This window comes from Streptomyces sp. NBC_01428 (assembly GCF_036231965.1).
GTDB lineage: Bacteria > Actinomycetota > Actinomycetes > Streptomycetales > Streptomycetaceae > Streptomyces.
This window is the reverse complement of sequence record NZ_CP109499.1, coordinates 2721230-2744051: the sequence shown is the minus strand read 5'-3', so window position 1 is coordinate 2744051 and position 22822 is coordinate 2721230. Positions and strand designations below refer to the sequence as shown.

Below are 22822 nucleotides of genomic sequence, written 5' to 3'. Positions count from 1 at the left end.
CGGCGGACGCGCCCGGGGCTACCGGCCGCCGTACTCCTTGCTCATCTGCTCGTACAGCGACCGCGCGCCGCGCCCCAGCTGCGGGCCCGCCAGCCAGGTGTTGCCGGCCGGGCCGATCGACGTGTTCGACACGAGCTCGGTCTTCCCGTCGACGACGCGGAACCAGCCGCCGCCGGACGAACCGCCGGTCATGGTGCAGCCGATGCGGTACATCGCCGGCAGGGCCGGGTCCAGCGAGAGACGCCCCGGCCTGTCGACGCACTTGAACATCTTGAGGCCGTTGTACGGCGGCGCGGCCGGGTAGCCCCAGGCGCCCATCGCCCCGACCTCCCGCGCGGACGGCGCGGAGAAGTCGACGGGCAGCGCGTTGCCGACCGTCTCCTCCAGCGACTTGCCCCCCTGCTCCGGCTTCACATGCAGCAGGGCGTAGTCGTACGGGGCGCCCGCACCGCCCGTCTCGTCGCCGCCCGAGATCCACTCCTGGGATGTCGAGGCCCAGTCCGCCCACCACTGGCCGTAGGGCGCGACCTCCGAGGCCGTCGCGCTGCCGAGCTGCGCCTCGGACTTCCCCTGGTCGTTGTACGACGGCACGAAGGCGATGTTGCGGTACCAGCCGCCGTCGCCGCCCGCGTGCACACAGTGGCCCGCGGTCCAGACGAGGTTGGACTTCCCCGGGTGGTTCACGTCCTTGACGACCGTGCCCGAACAGACCATGGAGCCCTTGGGGGAGTCGAAGAAGACCTTGCCCACGGGCGCCGCGTGCTCGTGGTAGGGGGTCTTCTCCGCCTGTGCCCGCACGGGATCGGGCTCCGGGTCACTGACCCCCTGGTCCGCCGTCGCGTCCTTCGCGGAGATCGTCTTGTCGGGATCCTCGGCGGACTTCATCCGCTCCGGCTTCCACAGTCCGTCGATCACCGGGTTGACGAAGTCCTCGGCCTCGCCGAGCCACTTGTCCCGGTCCCAGTTCTTCCAGGCGCCGTTCTTCCACTGGTCGACGTCGATGCCGTGCTGCTTGAGCCTGTCCCTGAGGTCGTCCGGGACCTTGATCTTGTCGTCGCCGCTCGCCGAACCCCGCGAGGCGGACGGGGTGGACCCGCCGGCCGCCTTGTCGTCGCCGGGACCGCAGGCGGTCGCGGTGAGCGCCAACGCCGCCATCAGACCGGTGGCGGCGAGAACCGTACGACGCCGTCTTGAAGAACGCATGCTGCGGTAACCCCCGTTGAAGCTCTGGCTTCTGTGTCCGTCGTGCGCCGGGCCGCTCCTCGCGGAGCCCTCCCGGACGCGACACCCCACTATGCACAAGCAGTTGGGGACGAACAGCGGTGGGCCGGTGAACGTTCCTCCGCACCGGCCCACCGCTGTTCATCCCCGACGCCTCACGCCGTCCGGCTCACCGCCCGGCGAACTTCCCGCTCACCGAGTCGTACACGCCCTTGGCCACCGGCCCCAGCCGCGGACCCGCGAGCCAACCGGACTTGACCGGGCCGATCGAGGTGTTGGAGACCAGGGCCCGCTTGCCGTCCGAGCCCGCGGCCACCCAGCCGCCGCCCGAGGAACCGCCGGTCATGGTGCAGCCGATGCGGTACATGGTCGGGTCCGCCTGCGCGATCGACAGCCGTCCCGGCTTGTCCGTGCACTGGAACATCTGCTGGCCCTCGAACGGCGGCGCGGCCGGGTAACCCGTCGCCGTGATGCTCGACACCTTCGTCACGGCGGGGGCGTTGAAGTCCACCGGCAGCGCCGAACCCACCGTCTCCTCCAGCGACTTGCCGTCGCTGCCCTTCTCCGGCGTCACATGCAGCACGGCGAAGTCGTACGAGGCTCCCTGCCCGCCCGTCGAGCCACCCTGCTCGATCCACTGGTCGGAGGTCTGCGCCCAGTCGCTCCACCACACTCCGTAGGGGGCGACCTCCTCGCGCGGCGCGTTCTGCAGCTGCGCGGCGGTCTTGCCGGCGTCGTTGTACGAGGGCACGAAGGCGATGTTGCGGTACCAGCCGCCCTTCTTGCCCGCGTGGACGCAATGGCCCGCGGTCCAGACGAGGTTGGACTTGCCCGGGTGGGCCGGGTCCTCGACCACCGTCGCCGAGCAGACCATCGTGCCCTCGGGGGAGTCGAAGAACACCTTGCCCGACTCGGGCACCCCGGCGTGGTACGCGGGCTTCACGGCGCGCGCGGTCACCGGAGCCGGCTCCGGGTCGGTGACGCCCTGGTCACCGCTCAGGTCCGCGTCGTCGACGCCCTTGTTCTTGTCCGGGTCGTCGGCCCCGCGCATCCGCTCGGGGTCCCACAGGCCCTTGATGATCGGGTTGATGAAGTCGTCGGCCTCGCGCAGCCAGTCGTCCCGGTCCCAGTTCTTCCAGGCGCCGTTCTTCCACTTGTCGACGTCGAAGCCGTGCTCCTTGAGCTTGTCCTTGAGGTCGTCCGGGATCTTGATCTTCCCGTCGCTGCTCGCGGACGCGGAGGCGCTGGACTTGGCGTCGGCGTTGTCGTCGCCCGAGGTGCAGGCGGTGGCGGTCAGCGCCAGCGCCGCGGTGAGGCCGACCGCGGCCAGAACAGGGGACGTTCCGCGGCGCGCGCCCCTCCCTCGGCGTGCGGCGAAGGGCGGGCGTATGGATCGCATGGTGCAACTCCCCCTGGGCGTCTGTGAACTGGTCAGGATCCGTCGATCCGGAACCCGTCGGTACGGGACGTGCGGGACGCACGGGACCGCTGGTGACGATCGACCGGCCGTGACCGGCGATCGTCCGGTATCGCTGAACGGCACCACACACTATGCGCTCGCTGTGGGGGACATCCGACGGAACGGCAACGGTTCCGTCACGGCAAGGATCTTCGATCCACCCGCTTCCCAACGCCCGCGGCGTCGTTGATACGTACGGGGGGCCTGAGGCCTGCGTTCAGAACCCCTCGCCAACTCGCCTCTGGACAGCGGGAGGACCTGAAGTCGTGGCCGTGACCGAATCAGCGGTGGTGCCGTCGGAGGCCCCTGGTGAAGCCGAAGGCGCGCGGAGCGGCGCGTCCACGGAGACCGAGGGAGCGCGCGCGGCGCACGAGGGGATCCTGCGGCGCCAGTCGGCGCGCGAGTCCGCGGCCCGCACCTACGCGCGCGCCCTGCCGATCGTCCCGGTGCGGGCCCGCGGCCTGACGATCGAGGGCGCCGACGGCCGCCGCTATCTCGACTGCCTCTCCGGCGCGGGGACGCTGGCCCTCGGGCACAACCACCCCGTCGTCCTGGAGGCCATCAGGAAGGTCCTCGACTCGGGTGCGCCGCTGCACGTCCTCGACCTCGCGACCCCGGTCAAGGACGCCTTCACCACCGAGCTGTTCCGCACACTGCCCCCGCGCTTCGCGGAACGGGCCCGCATCCAGTTCTGCGGCCCCGCCGGCACGGACGCCGTGGAGGCCGCTTTCAAGCTGGTGCGCGCCGCCACCCGACGCACCGGCCTCCTCGCGTTCACCGGTGCCTACCACGGCATGACAGCGGGGGCGCTCGAAGCGTCCGGGGGCGCGACCGACGTCCGGGTGGCGCGCCTGCCCTACCCGCAGGACTACCGCTGCCCCTTCGGCGTCGGCGGGGAGCGCGGCGCCGAACTCGGCGCCCGGTGGACGGAGTCGCTTCTCGACGACACCAAGTCGGGGGTGCCGACGCCGGCGGGGATGATCCTCGAACCCGTCCAGGGGGAGGGCGGCGTGATCCCGGCGCCGGACACCTGGACGCGGCGGATGCGGGAGATCACGGCGGCGCGGTCCATCCCGCTCATCGCGGACGAGGTCCAGACCGGCGTGGGCCGGACCGGTGCCTTCTGGGCCGTGGAACACAGCGGGATCACCCCTGACGTGATGGTCCTGTCCAAGGCCATCGGTGGCAGCCTGCCGCTGGCCGTCGTCGTGTACCGCGACGACCTCGACGTGTGGGAACCCGGTGCCCACGCGGGCACGTTCCGCGGCAACCAGCTCGCCATGGCCGCCGGCACGGCCACCCTCGCGTACGTCCGTGAGAACGGCCTGGCCCACCGTGCGGCCACCGTAGGAACCCGCATGCTGACCGAACTCAGGTCACTGGCGCCGGAGTTCCCCCTCATCGGCGACGTGCGCGGCCGAGGCCTGATGATCGGTCTCGAATGCGTGGACCCGGAAGCACCCCCGGCCTCCACGCCCGACGGTCCCCGGCCCGCCGCTCCCGAAGTGGCAGCGGCCGTCCAGCGGGAGTGCCTGCGCAGAGGCCTGATCGTGGAACTGGGCGGCCGCCGGTCGAGCGTGGTCCGCCTGCTGCCCCCGCTGACGATCAGCGACGAACAGACGACCGCCGTCCTCGACCGGCTCGCGGGCGCGGTGCGGGCGGTGGCCCGCGAGGACCGGCGTCCCGGACGGGACGGCACGCGGGGCGCCGACCGCCCCCGGTGACGGTCCGTAGCCGTCCCGAGCCCGACGCATCTCCCAGCCCTCCGGTGCGTCGCCGCGCCCACCCGAACGACCCCCAAGGAATGCCCGTGAACACCATCCCCGCACCCGACCACCGCCCCCTCACACGCGAGCGGACCGCCGGGGACCCGGCCCCGCAACGCTCCGTGGCGGAATCGGTTCCCCGGCAGAAGGCCGGCCGCCGGGAGTCCGAGTGGCTGCGCGGATGCACCGCCGACCCCCTGGAGCACCCCGACACCCGAACCGCCGCCCAGGCCGCGGCAGTCGAGAACCTGCTGCGCTGCTGGGTACGGGAGAACGACCTGGCCGCCCCGGACCACGGCACCCTCCGCATCCCGCTCCCCGCCAGCGGCGCGATCCTGCTGGTCCCCGTCCACTACTGGTCCGCAACCGGCTGGCACCGCTTCGGCCTCCCGCACCTCGCCTACGCCCCCGAAGGCGCACCCCCCGCGGACGCGGTGACCGTGGCCGCACTCCTCGCACGCGAGGCGGCCGCAGCCGGCACACCGACCGCACCCGACCGGTCCGCCGGCGTCGGGCGGGCCGCGGACACCGAGGACGGCGACGTCGGGCAGGCCGCGCGCAGCGAGGACGGCAACGTTGTGCGGGCCGCGCACGGCGAGGACGGCAGCGTCGGGCAGGCTGCGCGCACCGGAACTGTCGTCAACGTGAGGGACTCCGCTGACCGGACCCCCTCCGACACACTGGCCGCCGCCCCGCTGCCGTTCCTCCCGTCACCCCGCACCGATCACGCGACGGCCGTGCCGCGCCGCCGCGCCGTCCGTACCCAGGACAGCCCGGCCGGTGAGGGCGCCGACCTCGTGGGACGCGTCGCCGACTCGGTCCGGCGCACCGCCGTGTTCATCGAGGACCGGCGGGAACACCCCGCCGACACGGGCGACCGCTTCCTGGCCGCCGAACAGGCACTCCTCCTCGGCCACCCGCTGCACCCGACCCCGAAGGGCCGCGAAGGGCTCTCCGACGCCGAAGGCGCCCTCTACTCGCCCGAGTTGCGCGGATCGTTCCCGCTGCACTGGATGGCCGTCGCCCCCTCGGTCCTCGCGTCCGACTCCGCGTGGACGGAACGAGGCCGACCCGTGTCCGCGGAGCAGCTGGCCCAGCGGCTGGCCGGCCCCGACCTGGCGCTGCCCGACGGATACGCCGCCGCGCTGCCCCTGCACCCCTGGCAGTTGCGCGAGCTGAAGCACCGCACGGAGACCGCCGCCCTGCTGGACGCCGGGCTGCTCCTCGACCTCGGCCCCCTCGGCGATGCATGGCACCCCACCTCCTCCGTCCGCACCGTCCACCGCTCCGGCGCGCCCGCGATGCTGAAACTCTCCCTCGGGCTGCGCATCACCAACTCCCGCCGTGAGAACCTCCGCAAGGAACTGCATCGGGGAGTCGAGGTCCACCGCCTCCTGCGCAGCGGCCTGGGCAAGGAGTGGCAGGCCGTCCATCCGGGCTTCGACATCGTCCGCGACCCGGCCTGGCTCGCCGTCGACGGGCCGGACGGCAGGCCCGTCCAAGGGCTCGACGTGATGATCCGGCACAACCCGTTCGGTCCGGCGGACGACGCCGGCTGCGTCGCGGGACTCGTCTCACCCCGACCTCACGAGTCCGCCGACGGCCGCCCCCTCATGCGGTCCCGGCTCACCACGCTCGTCACCGGGCTCGCCGCACGCACCGGCCGCCCACGCGGCGCCGTCGCCGCCGAGTGGTTCCTGCGCTACCTCGAACACGTCATCCGTCCCGTCCTCTGGCTCGACAGCGAGGCGGGCATCGCCCTCGAGGCCCACCAGCAGAACACCCTGCTCCTGCTGGACGCGGACGGCTGGCCCACCGGCGGCCGCTACCGCGACAACCAGGGTTACTACTTCCGCGCCTCCCGCCGCGCCGACCTCGACGCCCGGCTGCCCGGCATCGGCGAGCACAGCGACACCTTCGTCTCCGACGAGGTCACCGACGAACGCTTCGCCTACTACCTCGCCATCAACAACGTCCTCGGACTCATCGGCGCCTTCGGCTCCCAACGACTCGCCGACGAGCGGCTGCTGATCGCCGCCTTCCGCCGCTTCCTCTCGGATGTCGCCACCGGCCCGGGCAGGCTTCGCACGACCATGCCCGCCCTGCTGCTCGACTCACCTGTCCTGCGCTGCAAGGCCAACCTGCTGACCCGGCTGCACGGCCTCGACGAACTCGTCGGCCCCGTCGACACACAGTCCGTCTACGTCTCCATCTCCAACCCCCTCCATTCCTGAGGAACATGACCCACCCCGTCTCCTGAGAGGAGCCTCGTGCCTCCCACCGACGCGAGCACCGAAGCCGACGCGAGCACCGAAGCCGACACGAGCACCGAAGCCGACACGGATCCCGCCCCGCAGGTCGCTCCCGGATCCGGCTCGGACACCGGAACCCGCCCGCACACCGGCTCGGCCCCGGACGCCCCCACGGACTGCGAGGACACCCTCGACCTCCGCCTTCCCGACGAACTGATCGCCCTGTTCGCCGGCTGCGGGGAACAGGCGGGGGACGCCGGCGCCCGGGGCGGTGACCTCTGGACCCGCGCGGCGGCAGGGTTCGAGGGCGTCGAGGCGACGGGAACCGGGGACGACGGTGCGGGCGGGGGCGATCTGCTCGACCGGGTCGGCGGCTGGGGCCCGGTCACCACCGATATCGGTGTCTTCCAGCTCATCCCCGTACGGCCCGACCGGGACGCCCCGCTCGTGTCGCGCTGGATGAACGACCCCGCCGTCGCGGCCTTCTGGGAACTGGAGGGCCCCGAGTCCGTCGTCGAGAAGCACCTGCTCCCCCAGGTGGACGGAGACGGACGCAGCGTGCCCTGTCTCGGAGTGCTGGACGGCATCCCGATGAGCTACTGGGAGATCTACCGCGCGGACCTCGACCCCCTGGCGCGCCACTACCCCGCCCGGCCCCACGACACCGGTATCCATCTCCTGATCGGTACCGTCGCCGACCGTGGACGAGGTCTCGGCTCCGTCCTGCTCAGAGCCGTCGCCGACCACGTCCTGGACAAACGTCGCTCCTGCGCCCGCGTCGTCGCGGAACCCGACCTGCGCAACACACCCTCCGTCTCCGCTTTCCTGAGCGCCGGTTTCCGCTATTCCGCCGAGGTCGACCTGCCCGACAAGCGGGCCGCCCTGATGGTCCGGGACCGGGCTCTGCGCGATCTGCTGTGAGCCGTCACATCTGGTACACCGCTCGACCCGGTCCGGTTCCCATGCGTGGGCCCCTCGTCCGCCCCGCAGCTGCGGAGCCCCCGCCACTGGCCGGCGGATCCACCACCCTCCCCGCACCCGTCCTGATCGCGCCCCCGGCCCCGGCCTTGATCGCCCGGCTGTCAGTGGCGCCCCGTAGGCTGGCACCGCTATGACGAAGCCCTCACTCCCCGAACTCCTGCATGCTGCCGTCACTGCTGTCGGCGGCACGGAGCGCCCCGGCCAGGTGACCATGGCCGAAGCCGTCGCGGGTGCCATCGACGACAGCTCCCACCTGCTGGTCCAGGCGGGCACCGGCACCGGAAAGTCCCTCGGATATCTGGTGCCCGCGCTCGCCCACGGAGAGCGGGTGGTGGTGGCGACCGCCACCCTGGCGCTCCAGCGGCAGCTCGTGGAGCGGGACCTCCCGCGCACCGTCGACGCACTGCATCCGCTGCTGCGCCGCCGCCCCGAGTTCGCGATGCTGAAGGGCCGGTCGAACTACCTGTGCCTGCACCGCCTGCACGAGGGCATGCCGCAGGACGAGGATGAGGGACTCTTCGACCAGTTCGAGGCCGCCGCCCCCACCAGCAAGCTGGGTCAGGACCTGCTGCGGCTGCGCGACTGGTCGGACGAGACGGAGACCGGCGACCGTGACGACCTCACTCCCGGAGTCTCCGACCGGGCCTGGGGCCAGATCTCGGTGTCCTCCCGCGAGTGCCTCGGCGCGACCAAGTGCGCCTACGGAGCGGAGTGCTTCGCGGAGGCGGCCCGCGAGCGCGCCAAGCTCGCCGAGGTCGTCGTGACCAACCACGCGCTGCTCGCGATCGACGCCATCGAGGGCGCCCCGGTCCTCCCCCAGCACGAGGTGCTGATCGTCGACGAGGCGCACGAACTGGTCTCCCGCGTGACCGGCGTCGCCACCGGCGAGCTCACCCCCGGTCAGGTCAACCGCGCCGTCCGCCGCTCCGCGAAGCTGGTCAACGAGAAGGTGGCCGACCAGCTCCAGACCGCGGCCGAGGGCTTCGAGCGCCTGATGGAGCTGGCCCTGCCGGGCCGCCTGGAGGAGATCCCGGAGGACCTCGGATACGCGCTGATGGCGCTCCGGGACGCCGCCCGCCAGGTGATCTCGGCCCTGGGCTCCACCCGCGACAAGTCCGTCCAGGACGAGGACGCCGTCCGCAAGCAGGCCCTGGCCTCCGTCGAGTCGGTGCACGACGTGGCGGAGCGCATCACGAACGGCTCGGAATGGGACGTCGTCTGGTACGAGCGCCACGACCGCTTCGGCGCCTCCCTCCGCGTGGCGCCCATGAACGTGTCGGGCCTGCTGCGGGAGAAGCTCTTCACGGACCGCTCCGTCGTCCTGACGTCCGCGACGCTCAAGCTGGGCGGTGACTTCAACGGCGTGGGTGCCTCCCTCGGGCTCGCCCCGGAAGGCACGGCGGGCGAAGACGTCCCCCAGTGGAAGGGCGTCGACGTCGGCTCGCCCTTCGACTACCCCCGCCAGGGCATCCTCTACGTGGCCAAGCACCTCTCACGCCCCGCGCGTGACGCCGACCGCGGAGACATGCTGGACGAGCTGACCGACCTGATCCAGGCCGCCGGCGGTCGCACGCTCGGCCTCTTCTCCTCGATGCGCGCGGCCCAGCTCGCGGCGGAGGAGCTGCGCACCCGCATCCCCGAGTACCCGATCCTGCTCCAGGGCGAGGAAACGCTCGGTGAGCTGATCAAGAACTTCGCGGCGGACCCGAAGACCTGCCTCTTCGGCACCCTGTCGCTCTGGCAGGGCGTGGACGTGCCGGGCACGAGCTGCCAGCTGGTCGTCATGGACAAGATCCCGTTCCCGCGTCCGGACGACCCGCTGATGAGCGCCCGCCAGAAGGCGGTCGAGGACAACGGAGGCAATGGCTTCATGGCCGTCGCCGCCACCCATGCCGCCCTCCTGATGGCGCAGGGCGCCGGCCGTCTGGTCCGCGCGTCCGGTGACCGCGGCGTGGTCGCCGTCCTGGACCAGCGTCTGGCCACGGCACGCTACGGCAGCTATCTGAAGGCCTCGCTGCCCGACTTCTGGTACACCACGGACCGCAACCAGGTCCGCCGGTCCCTCGCCGCGATCGACGAGAAGGCGCAGGAGACCGAGGCCGTCCGGGCTGCGGCCGCGGAGCAGGCGGCGTCCGCGGCGGAGACGCCCGAAGCGGTCGGCGACGTCGGGGCGGCGGAGGCCTCGGAGGACGCGTAGACCGGTCTCGACGGCGAGCGGCTGGGCGGCTCGGTGGATCGGGGGCTCGGCGCCGTCGTCGACGCCGGGCGAGGCGATCAGGTCGCGCGGGGCGCCTCGTACGCGTGTGCCGCGCCCCTTTACGCAACAGGGGCGCGGCAGCAGCACACACAGGACCCCGGAACCGGCGCAGTTGGTTCCGGGGTCCGGTCAGAGGCGGGGGTGGAGATCCACCCCCGCGGTGTCACACCCGGCGCAGTACCGCGACGACCTTGCCGAGGATGGTCGCCTCGTCGCCGGGGATCGGCTGGTAGGCGGAGTTGTGCGGCAGCAGCCAGACGTGGCCGTCCTCCCGCTTGAAGCGCTTCACCGTGGCCTCGCCGTCCAGCATCGCGGCGACGATGTCGCCGTTCTCGGCGACCGGCTGGCGGCGGACCGTCACCCAGTCCCCGTCACAGATGGCGGCTTCGATCATCGAGTCTCCGACGACCTTCAGGACGAACAGCTCACCGTCGCCCACCAGCTGGCGGGGGAGCGGGAACACGTCCTCGACCGACTCCTCGGCGAGGATCGGGCCACCGGCGGCGATCCGGCCGACGAGCGGTACGTACGACGCGGCCGGCTTGCCCGCCGTGTCCGTGGGCTGCACCGACGACTGGTCGGAGCCCCGCACCTCGTAGGCGCGCGGGCGGTGCGGGTCCCGGCGAAGGAAACCCTTGCGCTCCAGTGCCATGAGCTGATGCGCGACCGAGGAGGTGCTGGAAAGGCCGACGGCCTGTCCGATCTCCCGCATCGACGGCGGGTAACCGCGCCGCTGCACGGAGTCCCGGATCACCTCGATCACCCGGCGTTGCCGGTCCGTGAGTCCCGAGCTGTCGGCTCGGATGCCTGGAGGTCGCCCAGGCAGGGAGCGCTTGGGCCCCTCATGATTCGCGGCTTCGTTCATCGCATGCACCGGCTCGAGTCGGCCCTGGGAGCGGTCCTGGGCAGTGATGGTGGCGCTGTCTGCGGTGGTGGTCACGTCGGCCCCTCTCGATGGTCTCCCTGCTGGACAACGGTAGTTGCTTTCGAAAGGTTGCGCCAAACACACGTTCGAGTGAAAAACCGCAGTTTGTCTGTCGTGATCATGTGTCTGGGTGTATAGCTGGCGACGCGCCGAACGGACAAAAGGGTCCATTGCCGCACTCTCCACCGCCGCCGGCGGTGACCGTTCTCGCTGACCTGGGCCGACGCCCAGTCTGCCATTCCCTGGCCGGCAGGCCGGGAACCGGCTCCCCTTCCGTGCGCCGACCACGCTAGCCCCGCGTGTCCGGGATGGGTATGCCTGTGCGACACATGCCCTTACGCGTGCGACACGCGGGGATAGGGCGACTTGACGCGCCAGGCCCCACATCTAGTGGTTGGATTGCGACAGCAGCCCAGAAGTTGTGGTCCCCCGGGTCTCCGGGCCCTCGGACATCGCCTATGCTTGAGGCTGCTTCGCGGGGCCCAGGAGGTCCCGAGAGGTCTATGAGCCGTGCTGTGAAGGAGGGTTGGAGCCATGCACTGCCCCTTCTGCAGGCACCCCGACAGCCGCGTCGTCGACAGTCGTACGACCGACGACGGCACGTCGATCCGCAGGCGCCGCCAGTGCCCCGACTGCTCCCGTCGTTTCACGACCGTGGAGACGTGCTCGCTGATGGTGGTGAAGCGGTCCGGCGTGACCGAGCCCTTCAGTCGCACCAAGGTCATCAACGGCGTCCGCAAGGCGTGTCAGGGGCGGCCGGTGACCGAGGACGCGCTCGCGCAGCTCGGCCAGCGGGTCGAGGAAGCGGTGCGTGCCACCGGAAGCGCCGAACTGACCACCCATGACGTGGGCCTGGCCATACTCGGACCCTTGCAGGAGCTCGACCTGGTGGCCTACATGAGGTTCGCCTCGGTCTACCGGGCCTTCAACTCGCTCGACGACTTCGAAGCCGCCATCACGGAGCTTCGCGAAGTGACGCAGCGCACCGCCGCGGACGACGACGACCCGGCTGTGATGCGCGACGAGAACGACCGCGGACGCGGAGGAGCCGTCGAGGTTCCCGTGTCCGCCACCGCCGCCGACTGACCGCGGGGTCGGACGCCCGGAGCGTCCGGTCCTCGCCGGTGAGTGACGCACACAGACCTGCTGCGACCAGCCGTGCTCTGCGGCACGCGGCACCAGAAACACATCGCGCCACGGGAAGAACGTGGCCTTTCAGGGCGTTTTAGCCTGATACAGGGAGGCGGCATGACAGAGACGGCGAGCGGTCCGGCACGAGGATCTCGCACCAAGGGCGGGGCCAAGGCCACCAAGGGACTGCGCATCGAGCGTATTCACACGACCCCCGGCGTGCACCCGTACGACGAGGTGGTCTGGGAGCGCCGTGACGTCGTCATGACCAACTGGCGCGACGGCTCGGTCAACTTCGAGCAGCGTGGCGTCGAGTTCCCCGGCTTCTGGTCGGTGAACGCGGTCAACATCGTCACCAGCAAGTACTTCCGAGGTGCCGTCGGCACCCCGCAGCGTGAGGTGAGCCTCAAGCAGCTCATCGACCGCATCGTGAAGACGTACCGGAAGGCCGGCGAGGACTACAAGTACTTCGCGTCGCCCGCCGACGCCGAGATCTTCGAGCACGAGCTGGCGTACGCCCTCCTGCACCAGATCTTCAGCTTCAACAGCCCCGTCTGGTTCAACGTCGGGACGCCGCAGCCCCAGCAGGTCTCCGCCTGCTTCATCCTGTCCGTCGACGACTCCATGGAGTCGATCCTCGACTGGTACAAGGAAGAGGGCATGATCTTCAAGGGCGGTTCCGGCGCCGGCCTGAACCTCTCGCGCATCCGCTCCTCCAAGGAGCTCCTCTCCTCCGGCGGCAACGCCTCGGGTCCCGTCTCCTTCATGCGCGGCGCCGACGCCTCCGCCGGAACGATCAAGTCGGGCGGCGCCACCCGCCGTGCGGCCAAGATGGTCATTCTCGACGTCGACCACCCCGACATCGAGGACTTCATCCAGACCAAGGTCAAGGAAGAGGAGAAGATCCGCGCCCTGCGCGACGCGGGCTTCGACATGGACCTGGGCGGCGACGACATCACGTCCGTCCAGTACCAGAACGCCAACAACTCGGTCCGCGTGAACGACACGTTCATGAAGGCCGTCGAGGAGGGCGGCAAGTTCGGGCTCACCTCGCGCATGACCGGTGAGGTCATCGAGGAGGTCGACGCCAAGTCGCTCTTCCGCAAGATGGCCGAGGCGGCCTGGGCCTGCGCCGACCCGGGCATCCAGTACGACGACACGATCAACAACTGGCACACGTGTCCGGAGTCCGGCCGTATCAACGGCTCGAACCCGTGCAGCGAGTACATGCACCTGGACAACACGTCCTGCAACCTCGCCTCCCTGAACCTGATGAAGTTCCTCAAGGACGACGGCAAGGGCCGCCAGTCCTTCGAGATCGAGCGCTTCTCCAAGGTCGTCGAGCTGGTCATCACCGCGATGGACATCTCCATCTGCTTCGCGGACTTCCCGACCCAGAAGATCGGCGAGAACACCCGCGCGTACCGCCAGCTCGGCATCGGTTACGCCAACCTCGGCGCACTCCTGATGGCGACCGGTCACGCGTACGACTCCGACGGCGGCCGCGCCCTCGCCGGCGCCATCACCTCGCTGATGACGAGCACGTCGTACAAGCGCTCCGCCGAACTCGCCGCGGTCGTCGGCGCGTACGACGGGTACGCCCGCAACGCGCAGCCGCACCAGCGCGTCATGAAGCAGCACGCCGACGCGAACACGAAGGCCGTCCGCGTGGACGACCTGGACACCCCGATCTGGGCCGCCGCCACGGAGGCCTGGCAGGACGTGGTCCGTCTCGGCGAGAAGAACGGCTTCCGCAACGCGCAGGCCTCGGTCATCGCCCCGACCGGCACCATCGGTCTCGCGATGTCCTGCGACACCACCGGTCTCGAGCCCGACCTCGCCCTGGTCAAGTTCAAGAAGCTGGTCGGCGGCGGTTCGATGCAGATCGTCAACGGCACCGTGCCGCAGGCCCTGCGCCGCCTGGGGTACCAGGAGGAGCAGATCGAGGCGGTCGTCGCCCACATCGCCGAGAACGGCAATGTCGTCGACGCCCCCGGCCTCAAGCAGGAGCACTACGAGGTCTTCGACTGCGCCATGGGCGAGCGCTCCATCTCCGCGATGGGCCACGTCCGCATGATGGCCGCGATCCAGCCGTGGATCTCCGGCGCGCTCTCCAAGACGGTCAACCTGCCGGAGACGGCGACCGTCGAGGACGTCGAAGAGGTCTACTTCGAGGCGTGGAAGATGGGCGTCAAGGCGCTCGCCATCTACCGCGACAACTGCAAGGTCGGCCAGCCCCTCTCCGCGAAGACCAAGGAGAAGGAGAAGACCGAGGTCACCGCCAAGGCGGAGGAGACCATCCGTACCGCGGTCGAGAAGGTCATCGAGTACCGCCCGGTCCGCAAGCGTCTCCCCAAGGGCCGTCCCGGCATCACCACCTCCTTCACGGTGGGCGGCGCCGAGGGCTACATGACCGCCAACTCCTACCCGGACGACGGTCTCGGCGAGGTCTTCCTGAAGATGTCGAAGCAGGGATCCACCCTCGCCGGCATGATGGACGCCTTCTCGATCGCCGTCTCGGTCGGCCTGCAGTACGGCGTGCCCTTGGAGACGTACGTCTCCAAGTTCACCAACATGCGCTTCGAGCCGGCCGGTATGACGGACGACCCGGACGTGCGGATGGCGCAGTCGATCGTCGACTACATCTTCCGCCGCCTGGCGCTCGACTTCCTGCCCTTCGAGACGCGCTCCGCGCTCGGCATCCACTCCGCCGAGGAGCGTCAGCGTCACCTGGAGACGGGCTCCTACGAGCACTCCGAGGACGACGTCGACGTCGACGTCGAGGGACTGGCTCAGTCGGCGCCCCTCGCGCAGGAGCTGAAGGCCGTCGCCACGCCGAAGGCCGAGGCCGCGGTGGCCGTGCCCGCCCCGAAGGAGGCGCACACCAGCGCCGAGCTCGTCGAGATGCAGCTGGGCATCCAGGCCGACGCCCCGCTCTGCTTCTCGTGCGGTACGAAGATGCAGCGAGCCGGCTCCTGCTACATCTGCGAGGGCTGCGGCTCGACCAGCGGTTGCAGCTGACGCCTGGCCCCTAGCGGGCGCGTATCAGCAGGTCAGGGCGGTGGAGCCGGGAATCGGCTCCACCGCCCTGCGGCGTTGTGCGCGCGGCGGACCCTTAGGGCGCGGCGAGCGATCGGCGCACGCCGAGGCGCGGGCGCGACGCTGTCCGAAGGGGGCGGGAGGCCGGTGCCTCACGCCTCCTGCGGGCTGCCCATGACCCGCGCGAACGTGGCGGGGTCCGTGTCGAAGCCGTGGACGCCCGGGTGGAACGTCCACTCCCCGGAGTGGTCGCGGACGAACTCGCCGATGGTCGCCGCTGTCGCGCCCAGTACGTCCCCGAAGTCGCCCTCCGTCAGCACGGTGTAGCCCTCGCGCAGCCGGAATCCGGGGTTCAGCACACCGACGAACGTCTTCGGCCCCGTGCGCTGCTGGATGAGGACGCCGACCACCACGCGCGCGTACTGGCTGTTGAGGCGATCGAGCTCCAGGGTCATCACCTCGTCCCAGCCGAAGCCCTTGCCGTCCTTGCTGTCCCGGTTCAGATAGATGGTGCCGTCCGGGGACCGGCTGTCGAAGTGCACGACATAGGCCGGATCCCCCTGTGGCGCAGACGCCGGATACGTCGCCGCGATGATGTCGAGGTCGGTCGCGGGCTCGCCGACCGGACTCGGATCCCACTTGACCGCCAACTCGGCTTTGCGTATGCCCTTGTTGAGACCGTTCATCGGATCTCCCCTCCCCGTACTCCCAGCAGTGACCTGGCCAACTGCCCCACAGGCGCGGCCGGTTGCCCATCGTGCCACGCGCGCGGCGGCACCCGTGCGGATCAAGTCCGCCGGACCGTGACCGGCGCCACGCTCGGTGGCCTTACGATGGCGCGGTGCTGGTCAAGTGGATTCGCTGCACCGTGGTCGATCGCCGCGGTTTCGAACGGGGGCAGCGGAAGTGGGCGGGACTGCTGGGGGAGCCGGGTTTCCGGGGGCAGGGCGGGGGATGGAGCAGGGGACGGTCCGGCGTCGCCCACATCTTCTCCTTCTGGGAGAGCCGTGCCTTCTACGACTCGTTCATGGCCCGCTCCCACGACCGGCTGGCCGCCGCGCAGTCCGGCACGTTCAAGGACACCCAGGTCAAACTGTTCGACCACCGCTTCGACGTGAAGACCGGCTTCGAGGCGCGCTTCACGGACGCCGACGTGGTGCGGGTCGCGCACTGCCGTGTCCACGAGGACAGGGCCGAGCACTTCGCGCTCATGCAGGAGAAGGTCTGGAACCCCGCGATGGCCGGTTCGCCCGGCATGGTGCGCGGGCTGTTCGGTGAGGCGCCCGGCAGCGAGTTCCTGGTCCTGTCCATGTGGCAGTCGTCCGGCGAGCACGGCAAGTACCGCGAGGAACGGGTGGAGAGGCTCGCCCTGCGCGCCCAGATCGAGGCAGACGTGGCCGCCCTCGCCGGCGACATCGTGCAGCTGGAACCCGGCTGGATCGTCTGACGGCCTCTTTCCCGCCGCGTCCCTGATGTGCGGGAACGGTGTGACCTACGCTGTATGAGCCCGTACGACTGCTCGATCCGCGCCGACACGATCTAGGGTTTTGGCATGGCACGACCACGGCGCATCGTTCTAGTCCGCCACGGCGAGTCGGTGGGCAATGCCGATGACACCGTGTACGAACGCGAGCCCGACCACGCGCTGGCGCTCACCGAGAAGGGCTGGCAACAGGCCGCCGAGACGGGTGAACGGCTGCGCGAGGTCTTCGGCCGCGAGCGCGTAAGCGTTTACGTCTCCCCGTACCGGCGTACCCACGAGACGTTCCGCGCGTTCCGCCTCGACCCCGCGCTCATCCGGGTGCGTGAGGAGTCGCGCCTGCGCGAGCAGGACTGGGGCAACTGGCAGGACCGCGACGACGTACGCCTCCAGAAGGCCTATCGCGACGCCTACGGACACTTCTTCTACCGGTTCGCGCAAGGCGAGTCCGGAGCGGACGTGTACGACCGGGTCGGCGGCTTCCTGGAGAGCCTGTACCGGAGTTTCGAGGCCCCCGACCACCCGCCGAACGTGCTCCTGGTGACCCACGGACTGGCGATGCGGCTGTTCTGCATGCGCTGGTTCCACTGGACGGTCGCCGAGTTCGAGTCCCTGTCGAACCCGGGGAACGGCGAGACGCGGATGCTCGTTCTGGGGGAGGACGGCCGGTACACGCTGGACCGGCCCTTCGATCGCTGGCGTGAGCCGGAATCGTACGGATTCACCGGATAGAGTGGCAGAGCGATGATCGCTGACTCCTCTCCCGACGGCCGGCTCGACCGCGCCCTCGCCAGCCTCCGCGGACTCGCGGTGGGGGACGCGCTGGGCTCGCAGTTCTTCGTGCCCGCGAACTACCCGCTGCTCAAGCGCCGCGAGCTGCCGCCCACCCCGTGGCAGTGGACCGACGACACCGAGATGGCCTGCTCCGTGGTCGCGGTGCTGGCCGCGCACCAGCGCATCGACCAGGACCGGCTCGCCCACAGCTTCGCCGAGCACCATGACTTCGACCGGGGCTACGGCCCGGCGGTCAACCGCATGCTGCGGCAGATCCGTGAGGGCGGCGACTGGCGCGAGCTGGCATCCGCCCTGTTCAAGGGCCAGGGCTCCTGGGGCAACGGCGCGGCGATGCGGATCGCCCCCCTGGGCGCCTGGTACGCGGACGACCCGGAGCAGGCGACCCACCAGGCGGAGATCTCCGCCTACACGACGCACCAGCACCGCGAGGCCGTTGTCGGCGCCATGGCCGTCGCCGCGGCCGCCGCGCTGGCCGCCGACCCGGCGGGCCCTCCGAGCGCCGAGACCCTGCTCGACGGGGTCATCGCCCTGGTGCCCCGCAGCGCCGTCGGCGCCGGACTGCGGCGCGCCCGGGACATGCTCGACTACGGCGACGCCGCGACCGTGGCCGCCGTCCTCGGCTGCGGACGGCGCACGTCGGCGCACGACACCGTCCCCTTCGCCCTCTGGTCGGCCGCCCGCGCCCTGGGTGACTACGAGAAGGGCTTCTGGGTCACCTCCCAGGTCGGCGGCGATGTCGACACGACGTGCGCCATCGTGGGCGGCGTGGTCGCCTCGGGGAAGGCCGGATCGCCTCCCGCGGCGTGGCTGGAGGCCACGGAGGAGCTGCCGGAGTGGGTGCCGGCGTAGGGACGGACAGTCGCGCGGCATCCCTGTACCCGTGGCGGGACAGGCGCCGGACGAGCTTCCGGAGGACCGCTCGCCGAGGTGGTCCGGGTGCCGACGGCTGTGCGCGAGGGGGGATCCACGCGTGCGCGTGGGGCCTGGGTGTCGCCCGGCAAGACCCGGGTGGCCGCCGAAGCGGTCGGTCCATGACGGTGCCCGTGCTGGAAACCGTTCAGGAAACCGCTCATCTGTCACAGGCTCGCTACAGCCCCTCGACCAGCCCCTGAGTCGCGTTGACCGTGGATAGCCTGTGCGCCACGCCGCCCGTTGATCATGGCGGGTGTGCGCCGACGAGACACCGGTCGGCAGTCTCCCCGCCGCAGTGGCGCGTTGAGGGCTGCCCGGAGACCGGTCGGGAGGGGGTCCCTTGTCCGACATACCGTCCACGCCGGAGCCTGGCGACGAGGCACCGGCGACACGCAGAAGCCCTGAAGAGGGCAAGGAGCGCCCGGAGACCGCGGAACGGCGTCCGAAGGCGACGGAGCCCGGGGACGCGGCCGGTGCGGGCTCGGCTGCCGGGCCAGGGGGTGGCGACCCGGCGAGGGACACCCGAGCGGTGGCCGGCGGGGCGGCGCCCCGGGCACGTGCCGACCGGGAGATCCACGGAAGCGGCAGCTGGGCGACTCCGCCGCCCCCCTCGGCCTCGCTGCTCGCTGGACTGCAGGCCGAGCCGCCCGCGCCCGTGCGGACGGCCACCTTGTGGGCCGTGCTCGCGACCGGCGTGCTGAGCATGCTGCTCCTCGACGACGGTCTCGCGATCAACCTCCTGATCGTCGCCGTCCCCGCAGCGCTCGCCGCCTACTTCGCGGGACGGGCCGCGGGACGCCGCACGCGCGCGTGGAGCCTGGTCTGGGCCGTGGGCGGGCTCGGCCTGCTGATCGTGCCCGCTCTGCGGGACGCGGACTGGCCTTCGTTCCTGGCCGTGGTGACCGCGCTCGCGCTGGGCTCCCTCGCGCTGAATGGTGGACGCACCTGGGCCGCGGTCCTCCTGGGACCGATCGGCGTCTTCAACGCCCTTGTCCCCGGGCCCCTCTGGGGCTGGCGTGGTCTGCGGGAACGTTTCGGTGGTGCCCGTCGCAGTGTGGGCGTCGGACTGCGCGCGCTCGTCGTGACCGCGGTCCTGTTGCTGGTCTTCGGCGCGCTGTTCGCCGGAGCCGACTCAGCATTCGCGAGCCTGCTCGGGGACCTCATGCCGGACGCCTCCGTCACGGGTGGACCCTGGCGTCTGGTGCTGCTGGCGTTCGGCCTGGTGGGAGCGGTGGCGGTGGCTCACACGGCGGCCGCACCGGCGAAGTGGGACCGCGTCGCCGTGCCCGCCGGGCGTCCGCGGAACCGCGTCGAGTGGGCCCTGCCACTGATCCTGCTGGTCCTGCTCTTCGCCGCCTTCAACGCGGTCCAGCTCGCCGTCCTGTTCGGCGGCTACGACGCCGTGCTGGAGAAGACCGGCCAGACCTACGCCGAGTACGCGCGCCAGGGCTTCTGGCAGTTGCTGCTCGTCACGCTGCTGACCCTGCTGGTCGTGGTGTTCGCGCTGCGCTGGGCGCCACGGGACGGCGCGGCCGACCGCAAGCTGGTCCGCGGTGTGCTGGGAACTCTGTGCGCGCTGGCGCTCGTTGTCGTGGCATCAGCTGTGCGACGTATGGACATGTATGTGGAGGCTTATGGGCTCACGCGGCTGAGGGTGTCGGTGGTCGCCGGCGAGCTGTGGCTCGGACTCGTCATCGTGCTCATCATGGCGGCCGGAGTGTGGGGTGCCCGCTGGCTGCCCCGCGCCGTCGCGGCGAGCGCGGCGGCCGGTGTGCTCGCGTTCGGACTGATGTCGCCCGACAGCCTGATCGCCGAGCGGAACGTCCAGCGGTACGAGGAGACGCAGAAGTTCGACCTCGACTACGCGCGGAGCCTGTCGGCAGATGCCGTACCCGCCCTGGACAAGCTGAAGGAGCCGATGCGGTCGTGCGCGCTGCGGATGATCGCCGACGACCTGGGGCGGGAGGACCAGCCCTGGTACGCCACCAGTTGGGGTGAGGCCCGGGCCCGGGACATCCTTCGCGACCGCCCGCCGTCCAGCTCCGCTGACTGGAGCCTGTGCAGCCGGATCGGGGACGATCTCGTGTACCGCTGAGCCATGTCGTGCGGTTCCGTCGTGCAGCGGAGGGCCGGGCCGTGACTCTCGGCGTCGGTCCTCAGGACCGTGGCCCGGCCTCCGCGGTACGACCCTCAGCCCGCGACGGGAGCCGGCGCCCCGGAGAGGGCCTCCAGGTCGCTCTTGCGCACCCTGATCACCAGCGTGGCGACGATCAGGGCGAGCAGGCCCATCGCCACGGCCGGCACGAAGGCGGTCGAGATGCCCTGGGCCAGGACGTCGTGACTCCAGGGGGAGGGCAGTTGGTGCGTCCTCGCGAACTCGGCCTTCTGACCGGGTGACGCTTCCGCCAGGAACTTCGGGACCTGCTTCTGGGCCTCGTCCCGGCTGGCCGTCCCGAAGACCGTGGTGAGGATGGAGAGGCCGAGGGAACCGCCGACCTGCTGCGTGACGTTGAGCAGACCGGAGGCCGCGCCCGCCTCGTGCTGGGCGACACCGGCGACCGCGGTCACGGTCAGCGTCACGAAGTTCAGCCCCATGCCGAAGCCGAACAGCAGCATCGGGCCGAGGACACCGCCGAGGTAGGAGTCGTCGGGGCTGATGAAGGTGAGCCAGCCGAGGCCGAGGGTGACCAGCGCCGAGCCGGCGATCATGAAGGGCTTGGGGCCGAGCACCGGCAGGAACCGCTGCGACAGACCCGCGCCGATGGCGATCGCCACCGTCACCGGAAGGAAGGCGACACCGGCCGAGATCGGGCTGTACCCCAGCACGTTCTGCACGAAGAGCACGATGTAGAAGAACATGCCGAACATGGCGGCGGCGAGGCTGAGCATGATCAGATACGTGCCGGAGCGGTTGCGGTCGGTGAACATCCGCAGCGGTGTGATGGGCTCCTTGGCCCGTGTCTCGATGGCCGCGAAGGCCACCAGCAGGACCACGGCCGCGGTGAACGAACCGATCGTGAGGCTGTCCTTCCAGCCGTCCTCGGCGGCGCGGATGAAGCCGTACACCAGCGATGCCATGCCGGCGGTGGACGTGAGCGCACCCGCGATGTCGAAGCGTCCCGGATGGCGTTCGGACTCGTTGATGTACATCGGCGCGAGCACCGCGATCAGGATGCCGATGGGCACGTTGACGAAGAGGACCCATCGCCAGTCGAGCCATTCCGTGAGCATGCCGCCGGCGAGCAGGCCGATGGCGCCGCCCCCGGCCGAGACCGTCGCGAAGACGGCGAACGCCCGGTTCCGCTCCGGTCCCTCCGGGAAGGTGGTGGTGATCAGCGCCAGCGAGGTCGGCGACGCGATCGCGCCACCGACGCCCTGCAGGGCCCGCGCGGCGAGCAACTGCCAAGGTTCCTGCGCGAGTCCGCCGAGCAGCGAGGCGAAGGTGAACAGCAGGATGCCGGCCATGAAGACCCGGCGCCGGCCGAGGATGTCACCGGCTCGCGCACCGAGCAGCAGCAGACCGCCGAAGGTCAGGGTGTACGAGCTGACCACCCATGTCAGGTCGGTCGTGCTGAACTTGAGCGCGTCTTGAATGTGCGGGAGCGCGATGTTCACAATCGTCGCGTCGAGTACCACCATGAGTTGGCAGGCCGCGATGACGGTGAGCGCGATGCCGGGATGTCCCTCCCGGCGGGCCGCACCTGGTTTGGTGTCCTGAGTCAACTGAGAGGTCGTCACTATGGTTCCCCCACAAGTGCGTTAGTGAACGCTCGCGTTCACTGTCGCGTCAACGGTAGTGAGTCCCCGACAGTGAACGCAAGCGTTCACTCAAGTCCCTGTCCGAAGATGTCGACGGGGTCCCCGCTCCCCGTGAACGGTCCGCCGGTAAGCCGCTCGCCCCCGGCGACCCGCCGCTCGTCCCCACCCCGATGTCCGCTCCTCGCACACTCCCCGCACAACGGAGACACTCTGATGGTTACTTCGCGTTGGACGGCCGCCCCCGCTCAGGCGTCCTCCCCGCGCCGGCGCGGTGCCGTTCTCGAGCGCGCGATCCTCGAGGCCGCGCTGGAACAGCTCGGTACCGTCGGCTGGAACGGGCTCACGATGGAGGGCGTCGCCGCCCGCGCCCAGACCGGTAAGGCCGCGGTCTACCGTCGCTGGCCCTCCAAGGAGGACCTCGTCGCCGACGCGCTCCAGGCGGGCCTGCCGAACCTCACCGAGGCCCCCGACCTCGGCAGCGTCCGGGAGGACCTCCTCGAACTGTGCCGCCGGGTGCGTGAGGCGATGTTCTCGCAGCCGGGCTTCGCACTCCGCTCGGTCCTTCACGAATGCGACGTGACCCAGGCCGAACGCTTCAACAGGGTGATCCTCGGCGGTGTCGTGGAACCCACGATGCGTCTGCTCCGGGCCGTCATCCACCGCGGGATCGCACGGGGTGAGGTCCGAGCGGACGCGGACAACCCGTACGTCTTCGACGTCATCCCGGCGATGATGATGTACCGCTCCAAGGTGTGCGCGAGCGAATGGAGCGATCAGGACCTGCAAGGGATGATCGACCAGCTCATGGTCCCGCTGCTGCGCGGCGGCGCGGCCTGATCCGCATC

At 70.7% G+C, this 22822-nt stretch carries 16 protein-coding genes; 11 read left to right on the top strand and 5 right to left on the bottom strand.

Annotated elements, in window-relative coordinates; translation table 11 throughout:
- Positions 1-18: 18 nt before the first annotated feature.
- Both OG406_RS11785 and OG406_RS11780 read right to left on the bottom strand, forming a co-directional pair.
- Complete coding sequence (locus OG406_RS11785) at positions 19-1203, bottom strand: trypsin-like serine peptidase (RefSeq protein WP_329185638.1); 1185 nt, start codon at positions 1201-1203, stop codon at positions 19-21.
- A 187-nt stretch (positions 1204-1390) separates the two neighbouring features.
- Positions 1391-2620, bottom strand: coding sequence for a trypsin-like serine peptidase (locus tag OG406_RS11780; RefSeq protein WP_329185636.1), 1230 nt, complete (start codon positions 2618-2620; stop codon positions 1391-1393).
- A 326-nt stretch (positions 2621-2946) separates the two neighbouring features.
- Here OG406_RS11780 and OG406_RS11775 point away from each other — a divergent pair, with 326 nt between their 5' ends.
- The 4 genes from OG406_RS11775 to OG406_RS11760 all read left to right on the top strand — a co-directional run bounded on the left by OG406_RS11775 (position 2947) and on the right by OG406_RS11760 (position 9876).
- On the top strand, positions 2947-4404 hold the full coding sequence (locus OG406_RS11775; protein WP_329185635.1) for a diaminobutyrate--2-oxoglutarate transaminase family protein: 1458 nt from the start codon (positions 2947-2949) through the stop codon (positions 4402-4404).
- 86 nt (positions 4405-4490) lie between these two features.
- On the top strand, positions 4491-6680 hold the full coding sequence (locus OG406_RS11770) for an IucA/IucC family protein (protein WP_443067072.1): 2190 nt from the start codon (positions 4491-4493) through the stop codon (positions 6678-6680).
- Between the two features lie 36 nt (positions 6681-6716).
- The gene (locus OG406_RS11765; RefSeq protein ID WP_443067071.1) at positions 6717-7619 is read left to right on the top strand and encodes a GNAT family N-acetyltransferase; all 903 of its coding nucleotides are present in this window, start codon (positions 6717-6719) and stop codon (positions 7617-7619) included.
- A gap of 190 nt (positions 7620-7809) precedes the next feature.
- Positions 7810-9876, top strand: a complete 2067-nt coding sequence (locus tag OG406_RS11760) for an ATP-dependent DNA helicase (RefSeq protein ID WP_329185634.1) — start codon at positions 7810-7812, stop codon at positions 9874-9876.
- Positions 9877-10099: 223 nt separating this feature from the next.
- On the opposite strand, the gene lexA is transcribed toward OG406_RS11760, so the two are convergent.
- Positions 10100-10876, bottom strand: a complete 777-nt coding sequence (gene lexA / locus OG406_RS11755; RefSeq protein ID WP_081219793.1) for a transcriptional repressor LexA — start codon at positions 10874-10876, stop codon at positions 10100-10102.
- Positions 10877-11395: 519 nt separating this feature from the next.
- On the opposite strand from lexA, the gene nrdR reads away from it, so the two are divergent.
- Both nrdR and OG406_RS11745 read left to right on the top strand, forming a co-directional pair.
- On the top strand, positions 11396-11947 hold the full coding sequence (nrdR, locus tag OG406_RS11750; protein WP_164375222.1) for a transcriptional regulator NrdR: 552 nt from the start codon (positions 11396-11398) through the stop codon (positions 11945-11947).
- A gap of 162 nt (positions 11948-12109) precedes the next feature.
- Positions 12110-15013, top strand: coding sequence for a vitamin B12-dependent ribonucleotide reductase (locus OG406_RS11745; RefSeq protein WP_267048708.1), 2904 nt, complete (start codon positions 12110-12112; stop codon positions 15011-15013).
- Positions 15014-15183: 170 nt separating this feature from the next.
- On the opposite strand, the gene OG406_RS11740 is transcribed toward OG406_RS11745, so the two are convergent.
- Positions 15184-15717, bottom strand: a complete 534-nt coding sequence (locus OG406_RS11740) for a TerD family protein (protein ID WP_329185632.1) — start codon at positions 15715-15717, stop codon at positions 15184-15186.
- Positions 15718-15872: 155 nt separating this feature from the next.
- On the opposite strand from OG406_RS11740, the gene OG406_RS11735 reads away from it, so the two are divergent.
- The 4 genes from OG406_RS11735 (at position 15873) to OG406_RS11720 (ending at position 20313) form a co-directional block, all read left to right on the top strand.
- Positions 15873-16478 (top strand): DUF4937 domain-containing protein, encoded by a 606-nt coding sequence (locus OG406_RS11735; protein ID WP_081219797.1) that lies wholly within the window; start codon positions 15873-15875, stop codon positions 16476-16478.
- 105 nt (positions 16479-16583) lie between these two features.
- Positions 16584-17243, top strand: a complete 660-nt coding sequence (locus OG406_RS11730) for a histidine phosphatase family protein (RefSeq protein ID WP_329185631.1) — start codon at positions 16584-16586, stop codon at positions 17241-17243.
- 12 nt (positions 17244-17255) lie between these two features.
- Positions 17256-18155 carry an ADP-ribosylglycohydrolase family protein gene (locus OG406_RS11725; RefSeq protein ID WP_081219799.1) on the top strand — a complete coding sequence of 300 codons (900 nt, stop codon included), beginning with the start codon at positions 17256-17258 and terminating at the stop codon, positions 18153-18155.
- Between the two features lie 403 nt (positions 18156-18558).
- A complete protein-coding gene (locus OG406_RS11720) occupies positions 18559-20313 on the top strand; it encodes a DUF4153 domain-containing protein (protein WP_443067070.1) in 1755 nt (584 codons plus the stop codon).
- Positions 20314-20408: 95 nt separating this feature from the next.
- Here OG406_RS11720 and OG406_RS11715 read toward each other — a convergent pair whose 3' ends face one another.
- Positions 20409-21956: an MFS transporter gene (locus OG406_RS11715; protein ID WP_267048710.1), complete on the bottom strand. Its 1548-nt coding sequence runs from the start codon at positions 21954-21956 to the stop codon at positions 20409-20411.
- A 234-nt stretch (positions 21957-22190) separates the two neighbouring features.
- On the opposite strand from OG406_RS11715, the gene OG406_RS11710 reads away from it, so the two are divergent.
- Entirely contained in the window at positions 22191-22814 is a 624-nt protein-coding gene (locus tag OG406_RS11710; RefSeq protein ID WP_164375216.1) for a TetR/AcrR family transcriptional regulator, read from the top strand.
- Positions 22815-22822 lie beyond the last annotated feature (8 nt).

Bases quoted from the DNA above. Each gene is read 5' to 3' on its own strand.
- OG406_RS11785 (WP_329185638.1), bottom strand. From the start codon at position 1,203: ATGCGTTCTTCAAGACGGCGTCGTACGGTTCTCGCCGCCACCGGTCTG.
- OG406_RS11780 (WP_329185636.1), bottom strand. From the start codon at position 2,620: ATGCGATCCATACGCCCGCCCTTCGCCGCACGCCGAGGGAGGGGCGCG.
- OG406_RS11760 (WP_329185634.1), top strand. From the start codon at position 7,810: ATGACGAAGCCCTCACTCCCCGAACTCCTGCATGCTGCCGTCACTGCT.
- nrdR (WP_164375222.1), top strand. From the start codon at position 11,396: ATGCACTGCCCCTTCTGCAGGCACCCCGACAGCCGCGTCGTCGACAGT.
- OG406_RS11745 (WP_267048708.1), top strand. From the start codon at position 12,110: ATGACAGAGACGGCGAGCGGTCCGGCACGAGGATCTCGCACCAAGGGC.
- OG406_RS11740 (WP_329185632.1), bottom strand. From the start codon at position 15,717: ATGAACGGTCTCAACAAGGGCATACGCAAAGCCGAGTTGGCGGTCAAG.
- OG406_RS11730 (WP_329185631.1), top strand. From the start codon at position 16,584: ATGGCACGACCACGGCGCATCGTTCTAGTCCGCCACGGCGAGTCGGTG.
- OG406_RS11725 (WP_081219799.1), top strand. From the start codon at position 17,256: ATGATCGCTGACTCCTCTCCCGACGGCCGGCTCGACCGCGCCCTCGCC.
- OG406_RS11710 (WP_164375216.1), top strand. From the start codon at position 22,191: ATGGTTACTTCGCGTTGGACGGCCGCCCCCGCTCAGGCGTCCTCCCCG.